Here is a 19,295-nt window from a genome sequence, read left to right on the forward strand (position 1 = left end):
TCATTATAACGAGTGAATACAAATTTTGCTTGATAGACTAGCGGTAACTTAACTTTCAATCTAGTTTCTAGATTAAGGATTTTAAATATTATAGGGTGAAATCCATCGCACCGATAATGACGCTACAACTAACCATCGGTGCATAAAATGCACTCTACGCCTACAATCAATAAAAAACCGACTATCATTATGATAATCGGCTTTGCATAGTTGAGTTAACTCAAAACAATAAATTAAATAGCATCGCTATATGCTTGAATAGCGGTCAGTGCGATAGTGTAGACGATATCATCGACTAGAGCACCTCGAGATAAATCATTGACAGGTTTGTTTAACCCTTGCAGCATCGGCCCAACACTAATGACATTAGCGCTACGTTGCACCGCTTTATAGGTTGTATTACCTGTATTTAGATCAGGGAATATAAACACGTTGGCTTGACCGGCTACCTTTGAATCAGGTGCTTTTTGTTTGCCGACGCTCATGACCGAGGCAGCATCATATTGTAGTGGCCCATCAACCGCTAGGTTTGGCTCACGCTCACGGACGATAGCAGTTGCTTGTTTAACTTTTTCAACGTCAGCACCTGATCCTGATGCCCCTGTTGAATAGCTGATCATCGCCACTTTTGGCTCAATACCGAAGGCTGCTGCCGATTGCGCCGATTGAATGGCAATCTCAGCCAGCTCTTCAGCAGTTGGGTCTGGATTAATCGCACAGTCACCGTAGACCACAACTTGCTCAGGCAGTAGCATAAAGAAGATAGAAGAGACCAGTGAATACTGCGGTGCGGTTTTGATTAACTGAAATGCTGGGAGTACAGTATTGGCCGTCGTATGAACAGCGCCCGAAACTAGTCCATCAACCTCATCTAACAGCAACATCACTGTGCCTAGATAGACCGTATCTTTTAGCTTTTCAGCCGCAGCGATATCAGTGGTTTTGCCCTTACGAGCGGCGACCACTGCATCGATATAATTGGTCATATCTAGCGTATCAGGATCAATAATTTCAAGCCCTTCTGGCAATACTAAGCTGCGGTTTTTGGCGACTTGCTCAACCTCGCTACGCTTAGCTAGTAGCACACAATTGGCAATGCCTCGGCTTTGACAGATACAGGCGGCCTCTACCGTACGAGGTTCTGCGCCCTCTGGTAGTACAATACGTTTTTTGGCTTGTTGTGCTTTTTTGACCACTTGATGACGGAACGCGGCAGGAGACAGACGCGGTTTATAATCGCCACTGAAATAATCTTTAATCCAGCTCAGATCGAGATGGGCGGCGACATAGCGGGTGACATCGGTGGCGCGCTCAGTATCATCACTTGGAATCTCAGCGCTCATATGCATCAGGCTCTGTACGGTCTCAAAGCTATCGGTCTCGACACTCATCACTGGAATGCCCGTTTTCAATGCCGACTGCCACAGCTCAGCGACAGTCTCATTCGGGATGACTCCGCCTGTTAGCACAATACCTGCCAGCGGGATGCCATTGATACAAGCGAGTCCCGCCGCTAATAGCAAGTCATCGCGATCTCCTGGGACGACGATTAGCGTACCGCGCTTAAACACTTCATCGACGCGTGCTACTGAACGTGCGGTCAAGCTGATATCCGTGATACGGCGACTCTTCGCCTCACCGACGTTGAGCCAAGTGGCATCAAGCTCAGCAGCGATATCCCAAGTACGTGGCACTGATAGCGAGTCACTAAAAGGCACAACGCCTATCAAGCGAAATTTATCGGTTTGAAAGTGCGGGGATAGGCGCTGAACGTCACTGACGAATTTTTCATCAAGTTTGTAGACTGCTTCACCAGGAGCGACAGGTTGATTGTCAAAAGTATTAGGGACATCAACGCGCATTAAAATGCAGCCTAAAGTGCGTTCATGAGCGATACCACCAAACTCGCGCCCGTGGACATCAAGCTTATCAGCTAGATGAGCGGGGTTACTGGTGTCAGCGGTGCTCACAAAGATAATCTTGGCATCCAGTGCATGAGCGATAGCGCGGTTGACCTGTGAGGCGTAAGAGGCCTCAGTGGTCGGCACTAGACCTTCACAGATAATGACATCTTGATCTTGACCGATAGACTGAAAGTTTTCGACCACCTCTTCCATCAAGTCATCGAGATTACCATCGCCGATCATGCGCTCAACGCGCTGGCGATTGATAGATTGGGGCGGTGTTAAGGCAAAGGCGTGCATAATAAGCGCACTTGAGCTATCGAGACTGTTTTGTTTATCGAGGGTGTCATCTTGCAAGAACGGTTTCATAAAAGCGGCTTTGACACCGTTATAATCAAGCGCGCGTATCAGCCCTAGCGCGGCTGATGTGACCCCAATACCACGGCTAATAGGAACAAGTAAAATGGTTTGCATAGCGTATCCTACGGTTTATTTTGGTTTTTAATCGGCGTGCTGAGAGTCGCTGTGTTCGCTAAGCTGTATTTGTTAAATAAGGATCAGCTACTCTCAGTTTTATCGTCGATACTTAGTTTAGACCAAGCGCTTGACGAGTTTCTTGCGCGATACGGCACTCTTCATCGGTTGGGATGACCCATAGCTCAACGCTACTGTCCTCAGTTTGGAAGCTGCCTTCCGCACCGCCAGCCAAGGTTTTGTTTTTATCCGTATCAAACTTAATACCGAAGTGACGCATCACATTCACAATACGAGCGCGGGTGGTGGCAGAGTTCTCACCGATACCGCCCGTAAAGATAATACCGGTAAATTCAGGTAGCGCACAGCTTAGGCTGGCAAGATATTTACCGACGCGATAGCTGAACATCTCGATAGCCAGTAGCGCATCTTTGTGACCCTCAGATGCGGCTTGCTCAACAGTACGCAAATCATTGGATAAGCCTGAGATACCTAGCAGACCACTTTCGCTATTGAGCATCTTATCGATGTCCTCAAGACTCATGCCCAGCTGACGCTTAAGATGAATGTGCAAGCTTGGATCGACATCACCGCTGCGCGTACCCATCATCAGACCCTCAAGTGGCGTAAGACCCATGCTGGTATCTAGACTTTTGCCATCATAAACGGCCGCTGCTGAACAGCCGTTGCCTAAATGTGCGGTCAACCAACCATGCGGGCCTTTGACTTCAGTCAGCATGCTGGCACGTTCTGAGACATAGGCGTGTGACGTACCATGAAAGCCATAGCGACGAATTTTATGATCTTCATATAAGGCTTTTGGTACAGGATAGCGATAGGCGACAGGGGGCATCGTTTGGTGAAACGCCGTATCAAAAACGGCGACTTGTGGAATGTCAGGATAGATCGCTTGTACCGCTTCAATCCCTAGCGCATTCGCTGGATTATGTAGCGGTGCTAATGATTTCAGACGTTTTATCTCTGATAGTGCATGCGCGTCAATTTTGATCGCCTCTGAATACTCGCGACCACCATGTACCACACGATGACCAACAGCAACAAAATGATACTGCTCAAGTAGCTCAAGGATTTTTTGTAGCGCCAACTCATGACGACCACCTGGAATAGCAATCTCAAGCTTTTCACCGTTCAGCTTAGTGTGCTTAATACGGGCAGTATCAAGTCCCAAATTCTCAGCCAAGCCGACAATACGCGTAGACTCATCTTCGCTGATTAGCGCGTATTTGATTGAAGAAGAACCGCAGTTTAGTACTAACGTAGGGTTGGTCAGTTGCGAGGTGTCTGCATTCTGATCGTTTTGATTATTGACGCTGTCACTCATACTCTATCCTTAGAGGGTTGATGGTAGGTTAATCATAGACGATTAACAGCTGTTGAACAAACAAAAATCAATAGCTATTTTATAGTGTAAATTTAGAAGGTGCTATATACCACTTGCTAGGTGAAGTCATAAAATATTGGCTATTTTCTATCAATACCATGTCTATTAAGCTTATGAAATACAACCCATTTGCCTGCTTTATTAGTTACACCTTGATGACTATAAGGTTTTATATTGGCTCTAGTCAAGCACCTAATAAGCTCATTTCTTAACTAACAGCATAGCTAGCATAGCAGTACAAGCGTTAACTCAAATTGTAAGTAAGTTTGTCTAGATAAGCTATATTATTTATCAAAAAGTGACACCGTCGAATTTCAACATTAAAAATAGTGTTAAAAAAAGGCTCATATCAGCTTATAATTTTGCGCAAATACACCTTGAATCTGCAAAGACTTATCAATTAATGCTATTATTGGCCGCTAGCAAATGACTCTATCTTGCTCGCTAATGATCAAGCAGACGTAGGGCGTGTACTCAATTTGAAGATGGCGATAAAAATGAGATAAATTGCAGCAGGGATAGGATAATAGTGTTATTAATATCGGGATATTGATGAGCTATTTGACACCGCCCTGCCAGAATTTAGCCTTTTTTAGCCCATCTAGTTTCAGACGCTCAGATTAGGGACACGCCCCAGGCTCAATTAAGCTTTTATACCATTGAACGGCTTTGGGATTTATAGTTGCCTCACTAGGATATGCCTACTATGTTAAGCGTTAATCATTCTTTCTTATCTGCAAAATGTGCCCTAGTGGCGATCTCTTTAGCGACATTAGCTATGACAGGTTGTGGTCAAAAAAACGAATTATATTTAGTGGATCCAGCCACTCAAACAGTGACCACTAGCTCTGATGACTTGGCAAGCACTAGCAATCCGCAGGATGCCGCTTTTGCTGATCTTGATGACAGCGATTACAAACAAGAGCGCTACCTAGAGCAGCAGCAGATATTTCCTGAAGTCAGTGATGACCCTAATGATTATTAATAACTAATAATCTTATAGTACTAATGTTTGTAGGGTAAGTTTTAGATAATAGCTGTTGGCAAAAATCTATCTCATTTTTATCATCATTTTCAAAATGAGGACACGCCCTATAATCCCAATACTTCACCTTGATAATTTAAAAAGATTAGAGATATCACTATGAGTAATCTTACGTCGCCAATGAACGCGACTCACACTGCAAGTGTAACTATCCAAACCGAGCAAGGGTTATATATTGACCCCATAGTGCTAACTGACCATTTGCCAGCACTGAGCTACCGCAATCATATGCTATATATAGAAGACGTAAGCGTTAGCGAGCTAGCTGAGCAATATGCAACGCCATGCTACGTCTACTCTAAACAAGCCATATTAAATGTTTATCAGGACTATAGTGATAGCTTTGCTACTATCGATCATCAGATTTGTTATGCGGTAAAGGCCAACTCTAATCTTGCGGTATTAAGTGTACTGGCAGAGGCAGGCGCAGGCTTTGATATCGTCTCTCGTGGCGAGCTAATGCGGGTATTAGCGGCAGGCGGCGCGGCTGCAAAAGTTGTATTCTCAGGCGTTGGTAAAACGCGTGATGATATCGAATTTGCTCTTAACCAAGGTATCAACTGTTTTAACGTTGAGTCTGTCAATGAGCTGATATTAATCAATGAAGTAGCTGAGCAACTGGGCAAATTTGCACCGATATCATTAAGGGTCAATCCTGATGTCGATGCCAACACGCATCCGTATATCTCCACAGGTCTTAAAGATAATAAGTTCGGCATCGCTCATGACAAAGCGGTTGCTGTCTACAGCCAAGCCGCAACGATGTCACATATCGATATCGTCGGTATTGACTGTCATATCGGCTCACAGCTGACTGAAGTGGAGCCGTTTATTGCTGCTTTAGACAAGTTGATTGAGCTGATCCACAAGTTAGCTGAACTAGGAATTGAGCTTGCTCATGTTGATTTGGGCGGTGGTTTGGGTGTACGTTACATCGATGAGTCACCTGTCACTATAGCTGACTTTGCAGGGGCGCTATTGCCCAAGCTTACCCAGCTTAATCTCAAAGTATTCTTTGAACCGGGTCGTAGTATGGTTGCCAATGCAGGTATCTTGCTCACACGTGTCGATATACTCAAGCCGACTGAGCATAAGAATTTTGCTATCGTTGATGCTGCGATGAACGATTTGATTCGTCCTGCACTGTATCAAGCTGAAATGGCAGTCATTCCTAGTGCGTTACCTGATAGCGTAAGTGTACATGATATGCCATCATGGGATATCGTTGGCGCTATCTGTGAGACGGGCGACTTTTTGGCAAAAGAGCGCCTGCTGAGCTTAGCGGCAAATGATTTATTAGCCATCACTGGCGCTGGTGCTTATGGCATGGTGATGAGTAGCAATTATAATACCCGCCCGCGCGCCTGCGAGGTCATGGTTGCAGGCACTAAGCATCAGCTCGTACGCAAACGCGAAACCGTCGAGGCGCTATATGCTAATGAGATGCCTTGGGGTAATAAGGGATAATAAATAGTATTTATTTGATTTCGATGTAAATATAGCTACAACTAGAACCCATTGTTACTGCAACAATGGGTTTTTTATTACCTAAGTTTTAAGCGTTTTGTATCAATTACTGTCAACTTTTATCAGCGTTACTCACCGTTTGTTATTAGCAAAAATTAATAGGTTATGATCATCTGTAACCATTATCCTACTATAAGCCGTGCTACTATAACCCACATATAAAAACAAAATAGGACATAGGTATATGTTAATAGAATTTACTAAGATGCACGGTCTAGGTAATGACTTTATGGTTATCGACTTAGTCACTCAGCGTTTGGATTTGAGCGCGGAGTTGGTGCAGTTATTGGGTGATCGTCATCTGGGAATTGGCTTTGATCAGCTGCTGGTGGTCGAGCCACCGATGCGTCCAGATGTTGATTTTAGCTATCGTATTTTTAACACCGATGGCGCAGAGGTTGAACAGTGCGGTAATGGCGCACGTTGTTTTGCCCGCTTCGTACAAGCGCGCAAACTGTCCTTTAAACAGCGTCTAAAAGTTGAGACTGCCAGTGGGGTCATTACTTTGACTACTGACCGTTATGGCTGGGTTGAAGTAGATATGGGTAAGCCAAAGTTTGAGCCCAATGAGATTCCGTTCACGCCCAAAGCCACGACCAAGATCCAAAATGCGTATCATCTTAATGTCGCTGGTACACCAGTACAGCTCTATGTGGCGAATATGGGCAATCCCCATGCCGTGATCAAAGTTGATGACATCTTAGAAGCAGATGTTGCCAAGCTGGGCAAAGCGATTGAAGCGCATTCGGCCTTTCCCAATAACGTCAATGTCGGCTTTGTACAAGTCATGAACCAGCGTCATATTCGACTGCGAGTTTATGAGCGCGGGGTCGGTGAGACGCAAGCCTGCGGCACAGGGGCTTGTGCGGCGGTAGCAGTGGGCATAAGAGAGGGCTGGCTAGATGAGGGCGAGGATATCCGTGCTCAGCTGTATGGCGGCAGTATGGTAGTACGCTGGCAGCCAGGCTATTCGGTGATGATGACAGGGCCGACGGCTTTTGTTTATGAAGGGGTGTTTAGTCCTGATGGACTGATGGCACAAGCAGGAATCGAGCCTAACCCATCGTAAGCTAAATGAAGTAGTAGCGCTCTTTTAGGGTTGCAGAAGAGGACAATGCATGACTATTGCTAACTCGCTTAAAGCTATAGAAACAGATTCAGCGCTTGTTGAGCTGCTAACACCTGTGCAGCGCTGGCTCGATATTTTAGCCGTGCGCAACCACTCTAAGCATACTTTGAGCGCTTATTTTGCTGGGGTCAGGCAGCTAGCGTTGTTTTTGCGTGGTAAGCAACTGACGTGGACGCGCTGTGACAAACGTCAATTAGCGCAGCATATTAGTCAGCGTATTGACGAGGATAAGCTGGCGCTGGCGAGTGTGCAGCAAGAGCTATCGGCTATTCGCCATTTTTATGGCTGGTTGATTGAAGAGGGACTGGCGCGTATCAATCCGACGACGGGCTATCAGCTCAAACGCAGTCCAAGACCGCTACCGTCAATCGCGGATATCGATCTACTAAGTCAACTGCTAGATCAGCCTGTACCTGAGACACCAGAGCAGGCGAGGCTGTGGCTGCGTGATAAAGCTATGTTTGAAGTACTCTATAGCAGTGGTTTACGGGTCGGTGAATTAGTAGCGCTGGATATGACGGATATAGATTTAGCCGATTTGCGCCTGCGGGTTACAGGTAAAGGCAATAAGACTCGTATAGTGCCGCTTGGCAATAAGGCCGCTACCGCTATCAAACGCTATCTCCCACACCGTAATCTATGGGTGGAGCAACAGGACAGCGCGTTATTTATTAGCGAAAAGCTCGGTACTCGGCTGTCCAGTCGAGCCGTACAACAACGACTAAAAGTTGCTGCTACGCGTGCAGGTATTGCGCAAAATATGTACCCGCATCTATTGCGTCATTGCTTTGCCTCGCACATGCTCTCAGGCAGTGGTGATCTGCGGGCAGTGCAAGAGATGCTGGGGCATAGCGATATTAGCACCACCCAAATCTATACCCATGTTGATTTTGCTAAGCTGACCCAAGTTTATGATCGCGCTCATCCGCGCGCAACTCATAGTACAAGCGATATAGAATAGATATTTTTGGTCACTTGATTTTGGATGATTTAAACTATGCCAAATTGTGACAAGCTATGCCAAGCGATGGCAACCAAAGATAGGCATACGTTGTCGTCCTTGTTGTTGCACCGCTATATCTAAAGAGCCAAATACTAGCGCATAGGGTGCATCGTCTTTATTTTCAGTTCTCTTAGTAAGCGCACTAGCGTCATAGCTATCAATGATGGTCCCATCAAAAGCGGTAATCGCGGCATGCCCCCATGTTTGACGGATACTGCCGTTCTTATAATGATGATCGCCGCCTTGCGCCGCACCTATGACCATACATTGACTGTCTAAAGCGCGTGCCTGTAATAGTAGCGACCAATGCGCTTGCCCCGTCATAAAGGTAAAAGCAGCAGGCGCACTAAGTATCTCAGCACCCGCTTGGCGCAAGCGTTGCGCTAATGCTGGAAAACGCAGATCAAAACACACCATCATACCCAATTGATAAACGCCATTCTCAACCTCAATAGGAGCCACCACTGTTTGCTCGCCAGGCTCAAAGGTCAACGCTTCATCATAGCTGCCTTGCTTATCAGCGACAGTCGCAGTGAACAGATGAATCTTATCGTAACGCGCCACTTGATGACCATCAGGACTAAATAGCTGGCTGACTTGACGCATACGCCCATCAGGCACGATGACCCCATTTGGACGATATAGACAAGGTAGCGAGCCTGCCAACACGTGAGTTTGGTATTCAGTAGCATAAGAGGCAATTGTCGCTGATAGCTCGTCAAAGCGCTGAGCGGTCGCAAACTGCTGACCCATGCTACAGCAGTTCTCTGGCAACACTACTAGCTGAGCACCTTGCATACTGGCCTCGCTAATAGCGGCTTTGATGGTTATTAGATTGGTGGCAATATCTTGCTGGCTATTCATTTGCACAGCCGCCACGATAAGTGATTTATTATTCATAGTATTTTCTCGAGTATATTTGTTAATATGGCACATACGGTTTTTAATAAGATTAAAGCTAACGGTTCATTTTTTAACGAAAATAAAGCTGATCTATTGAGAATAAATTAGCATAGTATCAGAGCTGTGAAAAATACTACGGCTACTATTTGGCTAAATCTGTTATTTGGGCTGTCATTTGGTTAGTCCAAATATCATCAATTTTATGCATCATAAATATCGGAGTGCAATAAACTGCCTATGAGTATGTCGTTTGGCTTGGCAGCTAGTCTTAGCACCTCACAAAAGCTGACCCCACAGATGCAGCAAGCTATCAAGCTATTGCAGCTATCTAGTCTTGAGCTGGCGCAAGAGGTCCAAGCTAAACTCGATGCCAACCCCTTATTAGAGCGAATAGAGGAAGAAGAGCTTGATTACGATCATGCCGATGAGCTAAACCACGAGCCAAATGAGCCGATGACGCTTGAGATGTGGAATGAGGCCAGTGCAGCCAACCAAAAAGAGCTTAAGTCAAATGCTGATAGTGAGTTTGGTAATGAGTCCGACTCTAATAGTAGCAACGATGATAACTATTCAGACAGCTTAGATAAATTACAGCAAAGTAGTCTAGATAATGAGGCTATGGATAGCAGTGATGATTATAGTAGCGACAGCTTTGAGTATAGCAGTTTTGATAGTGGCAACTATGCCTCAGCTGGCGGTTCAGGCTCAACGAGTAGCAGCGCTGGATTGGACGAATTGGACAGCTATCAAGGCAGCACCAGTGCCACTATTCAAGACTATATACGCTGGCAATTGAACTTCAAGCGGTTATCAGAGACCGATGTTTTGATTGCCAATTATTTGGTTGAGTCGATGGATGATATGGGTTTTATTCGACTCGATATCGGCGAGCTTTTGCAAAGTCTCGATACGATGGCCAGCTTCTATCAGTGGGACACTCAAATAGAATATGATGAGATAGCTGCTGTTCTACGTATCATTCAGTCCTGCGATCCGCTAGGCGTTGGCGCACGGAGTTTGAGCGAGTGTCTAGCTATACAATTAGATAAGCTCGATTCGAGCACTGACCATCTGGCAGAGGCTCATGCCTTATTGAGTGCCAGCGAGCATCTAGTGAGTAATAATATCAAAAAGCTCACTGACCTGACGGGCTTAGCTACAGAGCAAATCAATCCTGCATTAACATTACTGCGTACCCTAAACCCTGCTCCTGGATTATCTTTTCAGAGTAGTCAGCCTGATTATATGCAGCCTGCCGAGAGCTACGATATACCCGATGTATTAGTGACTCCGCTACGGGGTAGTAGCACTATCAAATCATCCAAAAAAGCCAATAACACCAATAACACCAATAACACCAATAATAAAGACAGCTCAGGCACACCCGATAGTTGGGATGTAAGATTGAATCCTGATACTTTGCCCAAACTACAAGTTAATAAAGAGTATGCCAGTTTAGTTAAGCGCGGCGATGATAGTCCTGACAACCAGTATCTACGAGATAATCTGCTTGATGCGCGGCTTTTTATACGCAGTATTGAAGAGCGTAATCAAAATTTACTAAAAGTATGTACTAGCATTATTCGTCGCCAGCAAGATTTTTTATTGTATGGTGCGCGTGCTATGCAGCCCTTAATCCTTAAAGATATCGCTGAAGAGGTAGAGCTTCACGAATCTACTATTTCACGTTTGACGACCAGCAAATCTATTTTGACGCCTCAAGGACTATTTTCATTAAAATACTTTTTTTCATCGCACGTAAGTAGTAGTGATGGTGATATTTCCTCAACGGCTATCAGTGAGATGATCAAACAGCTTATCGCTGATGAAAATCCTAAAAAACCGCTCTCAGACAGTCGATTACAAAGTGCTTTGCAAGAAGAAGGTATCGATATCGCTCGTCGCACCGTTGCCAAATATCGTGAAGCTTTGAATATCGGCTCATCGACCTATCGTAAACAAAAGTATTAGGCTGATAATCTAATACCAAACGGTTTAATCAGTGATATATGTTTGATAATTAAAAACAAAATTTTTTGATTATATATAAGTCTGTAGAAAACCCCAGCCTTAGATACATTTAATTACAATAATGCGGCTTGCTACTCTACAGCTTTCATGACAAATTAGAACTACATCGGGAGTAAAAACCCAGTAATAAAGAACGTTAATTTCTGAAGATTTTAAGGATAAATCAACGGTTTTTAATAGCGTTTAATACTCTCGATAAGGTAAGAAAATACAGCTAGTTGGCTTTATTTTCTATAGTTTTAGCTATAAATATAAGGATAACAATATGAATGTTTCGATCAGTGGTCATCATATCACCGTAACCGACGCGATGAATGCAGCGGTAAGCGAAAAATTAGAAAAAATCGAGCGTCATTTTGATCAAATTCAGAGTATCCAAGTTATTTTATCTTTGGATAACAGTGGCGCTAGTGATGGCGGTCAAAAAAGTAACAAGGCTGAAGCTATAATGCGCGTCTCAGGCAAAGAGATGTTTGTACAAGCGTTCGATGATGATATGTATAAAGCTATCAATGATATGTCCGATAAGCTTGAGAGACAAGTCCGTAAATATAAGACGCGTCAAGAGAGTAAAAAGACTCAAGGAGCAGGACGTGATGGGCGTTATATAGATAATGATGTCGCTGATGTGGCCTCTGCGATTTAATAGATCGACAGATACTAAGATCATTGGATAAATAGAGGTAGATTGATAAGTAGGTAGAGAGAAGATGTACAGTAGTCGTGTCTTTGACCGATGCGGTATTGGTTATAATTAGTGATAATTATAATACTAAAACATAATTATAGTTATGCTTATTCGGTCAATCTCTCTGCCTGATTTCAATGTTTTCTTTTTCAGATTTAATGATAATTATGTTTTAAAAAACCTCAAACGCTTGAAGCGCTGAGGTTTTTTTATATCTATTTTTGAATGAAAATAATTTTATTAAAACAGTATCAATAAAAATAAATCAGCCACCACCAACGGCTTGCACCACTTCGATAGTCATTCCGTCTACGACACGCATTAGTCCCAGCTCACTTTTGGGAATGAGCTCACCATCGACTTCGACTGCATAGCGCCCAACACTTAGTCCCAGCTCATTAACTACTAGCTGTAGCGTTTGATGTGTGGTCTGTAATGTCTTACCATTGACGGTGATAATACTCATAAGTTTATTCCTCTAATATTAGATGCTATCAAATGCTATAGAGTGCTATTTCCTAAGCGCAATGCAGTCACTGCTAACCACAGCCACCCTGCAATCATAAGCACACCGCCGATAGGAGTGATAGCACCAAACCAACGCGGAGCGCCTAACGCCATCGAATATAAACTACCTGCAAATATAATGATTCCAATCTGTAATAGCCAAGCGCTGGTCTGAGTAGCATAATTTAGGCGAATTAATAAGCCGACGATCAACAGGCCGATAGCATGAACCAATAAGTATAAAGTAGCGGTATGCCACCACGCTAACTGCTCAGCACTGGCGATATTCTTTAGACCATGTGCACCAAAAGCGCCAAGACCTACAGCAATAGCCATATTAATAGCGCCGATACCTATCCAATTCACCATGTACTACCCTTGCAACTGTTTACAGCCTTTATTGAGCTTTGCTATTGTCTAATTCGCTAACCCTACTACTCACAAGACTACTGAATATCATCTGGCAAAATCACACTATCAATAGTCATCGCATTACGGATTTTATCCATAGCATTTTTTTCGATTTGCCTGACCCGTTCTGCTGAGATGGAGTAAACTGCTGCCAGCTCATGTAGCGTAGATTTTTGCTCAGTCAGCCAGCGCTGCTCAACGATATCTCGCGAGCGATCATCCAAAGTATCCATAGCCGCTATCAGCGCGGATGAGTTATTCTCTTCCCAGTCGGCTTCCTCAAGCATCTCAGCAGGATCAATACCATCCTCTAAGAACAGTTGCGGCGCATAACGTCCATCATCATCATCGCTCGACTGAGTCTCAAAGGAGGCATCATAAGAGGTCAAACGCGACTCCATCTCTAGCACTTGCTTGCGGGTGACGTTGAGATCACTAGCGATAGCATCAGCCTCTTCTAAAGTAAGCTGATTATTCGTCTTTTTCAGACTGCGTAGATTAAAGAATAATTTACGATGCGCTTTGGTGGTTGCTACTTTGACAATACGCCAGTTACGAATCACAAATTCATGAATCTCAGCCTTAATCCAGTGCACTGCAAAAGAGACTAAGCGTACGCCTTTATTAGGGTCGAAGCGTTTCACCGCTTTCATTAGACCTAAGTTACCCTCTTGAATAAGATCGGCTTGCGGTAAACCATAGCCTGAATAACTGCGCGCGATATGGATGACAAAACGCAGATGCGACATCACCAGTAGTCGCGCCGCCTCAACATCGCCTTCATCATAATAGCGATGCGCCAGCTCCTGCTCTTGCGTGGTAGTCAAAATAGGAATCTGATGCACGGTATTAATATAAGCACCAAGATTTACGCCAGGTGCTGACAGATGCGTCGGCATAGCAGGTACTAAGTCACGCGTACTCGTCTCTTCTAGCGCGCTCGCATCATAAGGAGGGCGCTCTGCTGCTGCCTTTAGAGCAGCCTCACGTGCTGCATTTTTTTCAGGACTAAGCTTACTGTCCGTTTTATCGCTACTGATAGTTTTATCTTTCGCAGTATTCTCTTCTTGCACCTGCTTAACTACGGCAGATTTGCTCTGTTTATTCTTAGGTTCAGCCGACTTTGCTGCGACACTTTTAATTTTTTTGCTAGACGCAGACGTGCTCTTTGCTGTTGTATTCTTTACAGCTTTGGTGTTTTTCACAGCACTGGTCTTAGGGTCATCGTTGTTAGGGGTCGTCACCGATTCAGTAGCCATATTCTTGACCTTGATTAATAGAAGATTAGTTAGCGCAATAAACACTTAACTTTTAGTTATATTATGAGTTATGTTAATTGTAAAGGATAGCCCGTCTTAGTTGCTATCAGTTTTGGTAATGATGAAGTGAAATATTGTATCGAAACTTGCAGTGTCGGACGCATCAGTAGACGGCTGGTTAGTTTTAGTAGTGCTATGATTTACTAGTAATTGCAAGCAACTGCTGTCCTTAGTTTGCCAGTTTTGCTGACAGAAGGCGACAATGTCTGCTTGCGAATTAGGATCCGTTGCGATGATATACAGTGCCTCATTAATTGCAACATTACGTAGCGCCACTTTCGTTTTTAGTAGCGGCATAGGACAAGCCAAACCGCGTCCATCCACTACTTGCTTTATAATCACACCGCTATCTGTCAAAGGTATTGCACTTGAGTCTAGCTTTTGAACCTTTTTAATGTAATCGCTTGGCAATAATTGTAGATGAGTGATAATGATCTCTTGCTCAGTGGCTGTTAGATCCTGAGCAAGATTTAGCTGATAAGGCGCAGCTGGGTGAGTATTATTATCAGTGGACATAAACAAAGCCTTTAGTACTTTTGAATTTTGTACTTCTACTTATACTTTTAAAGAAGGTCTTTACAATTAAATATGATGAGCACTCTATTATAACAAACTAGTTATAAGCAAAAGTTACTGTTTAGACCACTGGTAATAAACACGATGATTGGAATTATCAATAGCTTAACTTATATGGCTATTTGATGTAACGTTATCGGATATCTCAGTGTTGGATATAGCTGTGTTGCGCAAAGGTATCACAGCGCTTAGATATTGGTAGCAGACAATAGATTAGCATTGATTTGCTCGTGCTAAGCTCTTATAGTCAAAACGACATCAAAAAAAGGTATCAAACTATTATGTTGCCTATCCATAAGTCCAAAGCTAAGCTGCTATTACTAATAATGATAAGCAGTCCTGTGTCTACTATTTTTGTAGCTAATAGTTTTGTAGCTAGTAGCTATGCTGCATCTACGCCTGTAATGAGTGCGAATCAATCTACAAGTCTATCTGTAAATTCTAATGGGTTAGATTCAGAATATAGCCCTTGGCAATACCCTATTCAAGATAGACAGGCAGAGGCCTTGGCACTGCCCAATCTACGTGGAGATAGTTTAAGCTTTGCAGAGCAGCACCAAAATAAGCTCGCTGGAGAGTGGTCGCTACAAAGGATTAATGGTCAAGCAAAAATGGAGCATGACCCTTGGGTGCAAGAAACCATCAAGGAGATGACATGGAGACTCAATGCGCAGGCGCGCCAACAAGCGCCATTGGCAGTGGTCATCATCGATAATCCTAGTATTAATGCTTTTGCTGCGCCAGGTGGCTTAATCGGTATCAATACGGGCACGATTACGGCTGCCAAAAGTATGGATGAGTTAGCAAGTGTCGTCGCGCATGAAGTCGCTCATATCAGTCAGCGCCACTATGAACATAGTGCTGATGAGCGCAAGAAGGCGTTGCTACTACAAATCGGCGGTATGCTGGCGGCGATTGCTGCTTCAGCAGTCGATGGTGATGCAGGCGCGGCAGTAATGATGGGCTCTCAGACCGCTGCAATGAATAGCGGCATGGCTTTTAGCCGTAGTAATGAGCGCGAGGCTGACCGGGTAGGGATGCAGATTATGAATCAGGCGGGCTATAATCCGCGTGCCATGGTGAGCTTCTTTGCCACTATGGATCAACAGCGTCAGCTCAATCAAAGCGCCAATCAGTTTTTGCCTAGTTTTATCCGCTCACATCCACTCAGCAATGAGCGTTTGAGTGAATCACAGAGCCGTGCGCAAAGTTATCCTTCACTGTCGCTGAGCCAGCAGCAGCGTCATCAAGCGCTGTTTGATTTGCTCTACTGGCGGGTGCAAATTACTGGTAAACAGGTAACGCCAACAGCGCTTATGAGCGCTGCTAATAACAGCGCTGGCGCAAAGCTGGCGCTATTGAGCTGGTACGGTGAGCAGCAGCGATTTATTGAAGCGGAGCAACTATACAAAATCCTAGACGCTTTGCCTGCAGTGCAGCGCCAAGCGCTAGAGCCACTATTGTCTATTACTCAAAGCCAGATATTAACTGAGCAAAATAAATGGACGCAAGCGGCGCAAATGTTAGCAGCTCAGCAGCGTCTATATCCTGAACGTCGAGATTTACGTCTTTATTTAGCAGAGGCGCTTACTAATAGTGATAATCCTACCCAAGCACAAACGCTATTAAAGCCATTAACCCAGCAGCAGCCAAGCGACCGCTATGCTTGGCAACTGTTGCAATTAGCGAACGAGAAGATCGCTAAGACGACGACTTCACCACAATTGGCTAAGATTGCAACGATCAATGCGCTACGCTATCGCAGTCATGATCAGCTATGGAATGCCCGTTACGATAGCGCGTTGACCTCATTGACCCAAGCGCAGCAATTGGCTGAGCAAATGCAGGCAAGCGCGCAAGCCAGTAGTGCTAGGCCACTATTAGCCAATATCGCTCAAGAGGTCAAAAACGTAAAAACCGCTAAAGACTACAAGCCTTAAGCGGTACTTTAATGAGCGACAATAAAATTTTTAGGCGTTTAACCCTGTAATGCTTCTTTAACCAGCTTTGAGATGAGGGCGGGATCTGCACGACCTGCTGTTTTCTTTTTTAGGCTACCCATCACCGCGCCCATATCGCGCATCGACGTTGCTCCTTGCGCTGCAATCTCAGTATTCACTAATGCTGCAATCTCGCTATCATCCATTTGTTTGGGCATAAATTCATTGATAATATTAATCTCGAACTGCTCTTTGGCTGCTAAATCGTCACGGTCATTTTCAGTAAAGATAGCCAATGACTCTTGGCGCTGTTTGAGCTGCTTTTGCAGGACATCTAGTACATCTGCATCGTCAAGCTCAATCCGACGATCGACCTCTATTTGCTTGATGACGGCTTGTACATTGCGCATGACTTTGACTCGTTCAATCTCACGCGCTTTCATAGAAGTAATGATCGTATCGGCTATATGTTGTTGAAGTGGACTCATAGCTATTATTATTCCTTAGTAGGTAAAATTTAATTTATAAAGCAAAATAAAACCGCTATTAACAAAAATTGTAGCATAAAAAATACCACTGTTATCTATAGATAGCAGTGGTATTAGTATAACGCTTGTAGCTAGTTATTTAAGAGAGACCCAGTTGGCACTCTCGATAAATAATAATTAGTACATACGCGTAGTACGGACAGTATCACGTTGGGTTTTTTTCTTATAACGCTTCACAGCAGCTGCTTTTTTGCGCTTACGCTCTTGTGTAGGTTTTTCATAAAACTCACGCTTACGTACATCTGATAATACACCAGCTTTTTCGCAAGCACGCTTGAAGCGACGGATAGCGATATCAACAGGTTCGTTTTCTTTGACCTTAACTGCAGGCATGAAGACTCCTTATAGGGATGAGATTAAAGGCATTAGTTTGGCTGTATATTAGTATTTAGCCGCAATATCTCAAGATTGCCGACATCAGCTCAAACTAGGATAATTTTGACATAACTTTTTACAAAATCTTATGCACAGACCATAGCCGGGCACAAGGGCAGTTATTCTACTTAAAAAATGCAACAAAGTCAAAGTCTTTAATCTATATCAGCATCTTTTTAGTACAAAATCCTTACTACCTATAACGATTTATTAGCAATTTATGCTATTATAATCTCAATCTGACGGTAGCCAATTCTATGCTTTTACGTCAATTTTATTGAGGATGTTGGAATGAGCAAAGTAGGATCAAAATTAGGGTCAAACAAGTCATTGAGCGCAGCACTATTAGCGACAGTAGTGCTGACCTTGGGCGTGAGTGTGACGAGTTGTAGCAGCGAGCACGAAGAGATTTTAGCGGTTGATCGCGTTGATCAAGCGGCTGATATTGCCCGTCAGCTAGCACCAGAAGCTGAAGATATGGAGTTTCCAGAGGTAGTTGCTGCACCGATGCCTGAAGTTACGGCTACAGATATGGAAGTGGTAGCAGATGGTGCAGAAGCGCCAGCTACAGATGCTCCTGCTGCAGCCGAAGATCTAGCGGTCAATGTAGGTGCCGAGCTTTATAATAAGCAATGCATGGCTTGTCATGCTAGTGGTCTGCTCAATGCGCCAAAATATGGTGATGCAGCTGCTTGGGCACCGCGTATTGAAAAAGGTGTAGAGACTTTAGCATCGCATTCAGCGAACGGCTTTAATCAAATGCCAGCTCAGGCTTATAACGGCGTGACAGAAGATCAGATCCGTCAAGCGGTTGAGTACATGATTGCAGCGGCTAGCTAAACGGTTGCAAATGTTAGAGCGAATATTTAGAGTGAGTAGGGGTATTGACTATGAACGCTATGCGAATCTTAATAAGTAAATCATCAATGGCAAAGCTAGCATTTGGTCTTAGTGCGCTATTAATGATTAGCGCTTGTAGTGATAATACTGCAGTTGATGACACGCCCGTTAGTGAGCCTGAGGTTGAAGTAGTCGATGTCGGTGAGCCTGAGGCTGTAAAGCCTGTTGAAGAGGTCGCTGTGATCGAGGCACCAGCCGATGAGGTTGCTATTATAGAGGCAGACACTAACATTAGCGCTGAGCCTGAGATATTAGCTGCTGATGCTGATGCTGGTGCTAAGCTTTATGAGTCAAATTGTAAGGTTTGTCATACCAATGGTCTATTAAATGCGCCAAAACTCGGTGATAAACAAGCATGGATACCACGTATCGCTAAAGGCAAAGAGACGCTGTATATGCACTCAGCGCAAGGGTTTAATAAAATGCCTGCGCAGGCTGTGAACGGGATTACTGAAGCACAAGTCAAAGCCTCAGTAGATTATATGTTGGCAGCCGTTAGCTAGATAAGTTTTAGCTATTGAAATTTATCAAACTAACCGTCATTGTCAATCGCAATGGCGGTTTTTTTGAGTTAAAAATTGGTCGCTCTCTTGATGAGTACTGATAACAAATA

18 protein-coding genes are annotated in these 19,295 nt (G+C 44.1%); 9 read left to right on the plus strand and 9 right to left on the minus strand.

The annotated features are described in order from the left end of the window. Positions 1-233: 233 nt before the first annotated feature. Positions 234-2,378: a phosphate acetyltransferase gene (gene pta / locus Q9G97_RS01335; protein WP_305899425.1), complete on the minus strand. Its 2,145-nt coding sequence runs from the start codon at positions 2,376-2,378 to the stop codon at positions 234-236. Positions 2,379-2,490: 112 nt separating this feature from the next. Then, positions 2,491-3,720: an acetate/propionate family kinase gene (locus tag Q9G97_RS01340; RefSeq protein WP_201571212.1), complete on the minus strand. Its 1,230-nt coding sequence runs from the start codon at positions 3,718-3,720 to the stop codon at positions 2,491-2,493. Positions 3,721-4,486: 766 nt separating this feature from the next. On the opposite strand from Q9G97_RS01340, the gene Q9G97_RS01345 reads away from it, so the two are divergent. The 4 genes from Q9G97_RS01345 (at position 4,487) to Q9G97_RS01360 (ending at position 8,442) form a co-directional block, all read left to right on the plus strand. Continuing rightward, positions 4,487-4,765 (plus strand): lipoprotein, encoded by a 279-nt coding sequence (locus Q9G97_RS01345; RefSeq protein ID WP_201571214.1) that lies wholly within the window; start codon positions 4,487-4,489, stop codon positions 4,763-4,765. A 288-nt stretch (positions 4,766-5,053) separates the two neighbouring features. Next, complete coding sequence (gene lysA, locus Q9G97_RS01350; protein WP_371747916.1) at positions 5,054-6,292, plus strand: diaminopimelate decarboxylase; 1,239 nt, start codon at positions 5,054-5,056, stop codon at positions 6,290-6,292. A gap of 244 nt (positions 6,293-6,536) precedes the next feature. After that, the gene (dapF, locus tag Q9G97_RS01355; protein WP_201571216.1) at positions 6,537-7,421 is read left to right on the plus strand and encodes a diaminopimelate epimerase; all 885 of its coding nucleotides are present in this window, start codon (positions 6,537-6,539) and stop codon (positions 7,419-7,421) included. A gap of 49 nt (positions 7,422-7,470) precedes the next feature. Continuing rightward, entirely contained in the window at positions 7,471-8,442 is a 972-nt protein-coding gene (locus Q9G97_RS01360) for a tyrosine recombinase XerC (RefSeq protein ID WP_201571219.1), read from the plus strand. Between the two features lie 54 nt (positions 8,443-8,496). Here Q9G97_RS01360 and Q9G97_RS01365 read toward each other — a convergent pair whose 3' ends face one another. Next, the gene (locus tag Q9G97_RS01365) at positions 8,497-9,384 is read right to left on the minus strand and encodes a nitrilase-related carbon-nitrogen hydrolase (protein ID WP_305899426.1); all 888 of its coding nucleotides are present in this window, start codon (positions 9,382-9,384) and stop codon (positions 8,497-8,499) included. A gap of 240 nt (positions 9,385-9,624) precedes the next feature. On the opposite strand from Q9G97_RS01365, the gene Q9G97_RS01370 reads away from it, so the two are divergent. Then, the gene (locus Q9G97_RS01370; RefSeq protein WP_305899427.1) at positions 9,625-11,358 is read left to right on the plus strand and encodes an RNA polymerase sigma-54 factor; all 1,734 of its coding nucleotides are present in this window, start codon (positions 9,625-9,627) and stop codon (positions 11,356-11,358) included. A gap of 325 nt (positions 11,359-11,683) precedes the next feature. Continuing rightward, on the plus strand, positions 11,684-12,064 hold the full coding sequence (gene hpf / locus Q9G97_RS01375; RefSeq protein ID WP_305899428.1) for a ribosome hibernation-promoting factor, HPF/YfiA family: 381 nt from the start codon (positions 11,684-11,686) through the stop codon (positions 12,062-12,064). Between the two features lie 307 nt (positions 12,065-12,371). Here hpf and thiS read toward each other — a convergent pair whose 3' ends face one another. The 4 genes from thiS to Q9G97_RS01395 all read right to left on the minus strand — a co-directional run bounded on the left by thiS (position 12,372) and on the right by Q9G97_RS01395 (position 14,859). Next, the gene (thiS, locus tag Q9G97_RS01380; RefSeq protein WP_305899429.1) at positions 12,372-12,572 is read right to left on the minus strand and encodes a sulfur carrier protein ThiS; all 201 of its coding nucleotides are present in this window, start codon (positions 12,570-12,572) and stop codon (positions 12,372-12,374) included. 35 nt (positions 12,573-12,607) lie between these two features. Then, positions 12,608-12,982 (minus strand): DUF423 domain-containing protein, encoded by a 375-nt coding sequence (locus tag Q9G97_RS01385; RefSeq protein ID WP_305899430.1) that lies wholly within the window; start codon positions 12,980-12,982, stop codon positions 12,608-12,610. 77 nt (positions 12,983-13,059) lie between these two features. Then, on the minus strand, positions 13,060-13,923 hold the full coding sequence (rpoH, locus tag Q9G97_RS01390) for an RNA polymerase sigma factor RpoH (RefSeq protein WP_305900244.1): 864 nt from the start codon (positions 13,921-13,923) through the stop codon (positions 13,060-13,062). Between the two features lie 456 nt (positions 13,924-14,379). Then, a complete protein-coding gene (locus tag Q9G97_RS01395; protein ID WP_305899431.1) occupies positions 14,380-14,859 on the minus strand; it encodes a sulfurtransferase TusA family protein in 480 nt (159 codons plus the stop codon). 401 nt (positions 14,860-15,260) lie between these two features. Between Q9G97_RS01395 and Q9G97_RS01400 the strand changes: the two genes are divergently transcribed. Beyond that, positions 15,261-16,859, plus strand: coding sequence for a M48 family metalloprotease (locus Q9G97_RS01400; RefSeq protein WP_305899432.1), 1,599 nt, complete (start codon positions 15,261-15,263; stop codon positions 16,857-16,859). Between the two features lie 38 nt (positions 16,860-16,897). Here Q9G97_RS01400 and Q9G97_RS01405 read toward each other — a convergent pair whose 3' ends face one another. After that, positions 16,898-17,347, minus strand: coding sequence for a GatB/YqeY domain-containing protein (locus Q9G97_RS01405; protein WP_305899433.1), 450 nt, complete (start codon positions 17,345-17,347; stop codon positions 16,898-16,900). 177 nt (positions 17,348-17,524) lie between these two features. Continuing rightward, entirely contained in the window at positions 17,525-17,740 is a 216-nt protein-coding gene (gene rpsU, locus Q9G97_RS01410) for a 30S ribosomal protein S21 (protein WP_201571244.1), read from the minus strand. Between the two features lie 333 nt (positions 17,741-18,073). On the opposite strand from rpsU, the gene Q9G97_RS01415 reads away from it, so the two are divergent. Then, a complete protein-coding gene (locus tag Q9G97_RS01415; RefSeq protein WP_305899434.1) occupies positions 18,074-18,622 on the plus strand; it encodes a cytochrome c5 family protein in 549 nt (182 codons plus the stop codon). A gap of 50 nt (positions 18,623-18,672) precedes the next feature. Further along, positions 18,673-19,185 carry a cytochrome c5 family protein gene (locus Q9G97_RS01420; protein WP_305899435.1) on the plus strand — a complete coding sequence of 171 codons (513 nt, stop codon included), beginning with the start codon at positions 18,673-18,675 and terminating at the stop codon, positions 19,183-19,185. Positions 19,186-19,295: the final 110 nt, after the last annotated feature.

Source organism: Psychrobacter sp. M13 (assembly GCF_030718935.1).
Classification (GTDB): Bacteria; Pseudomonadota; Gammaproteobacteria; order Pseudomonadales; family Moraxellaceae; genus Psychrobacter; species Psychrobacter immobilis_G.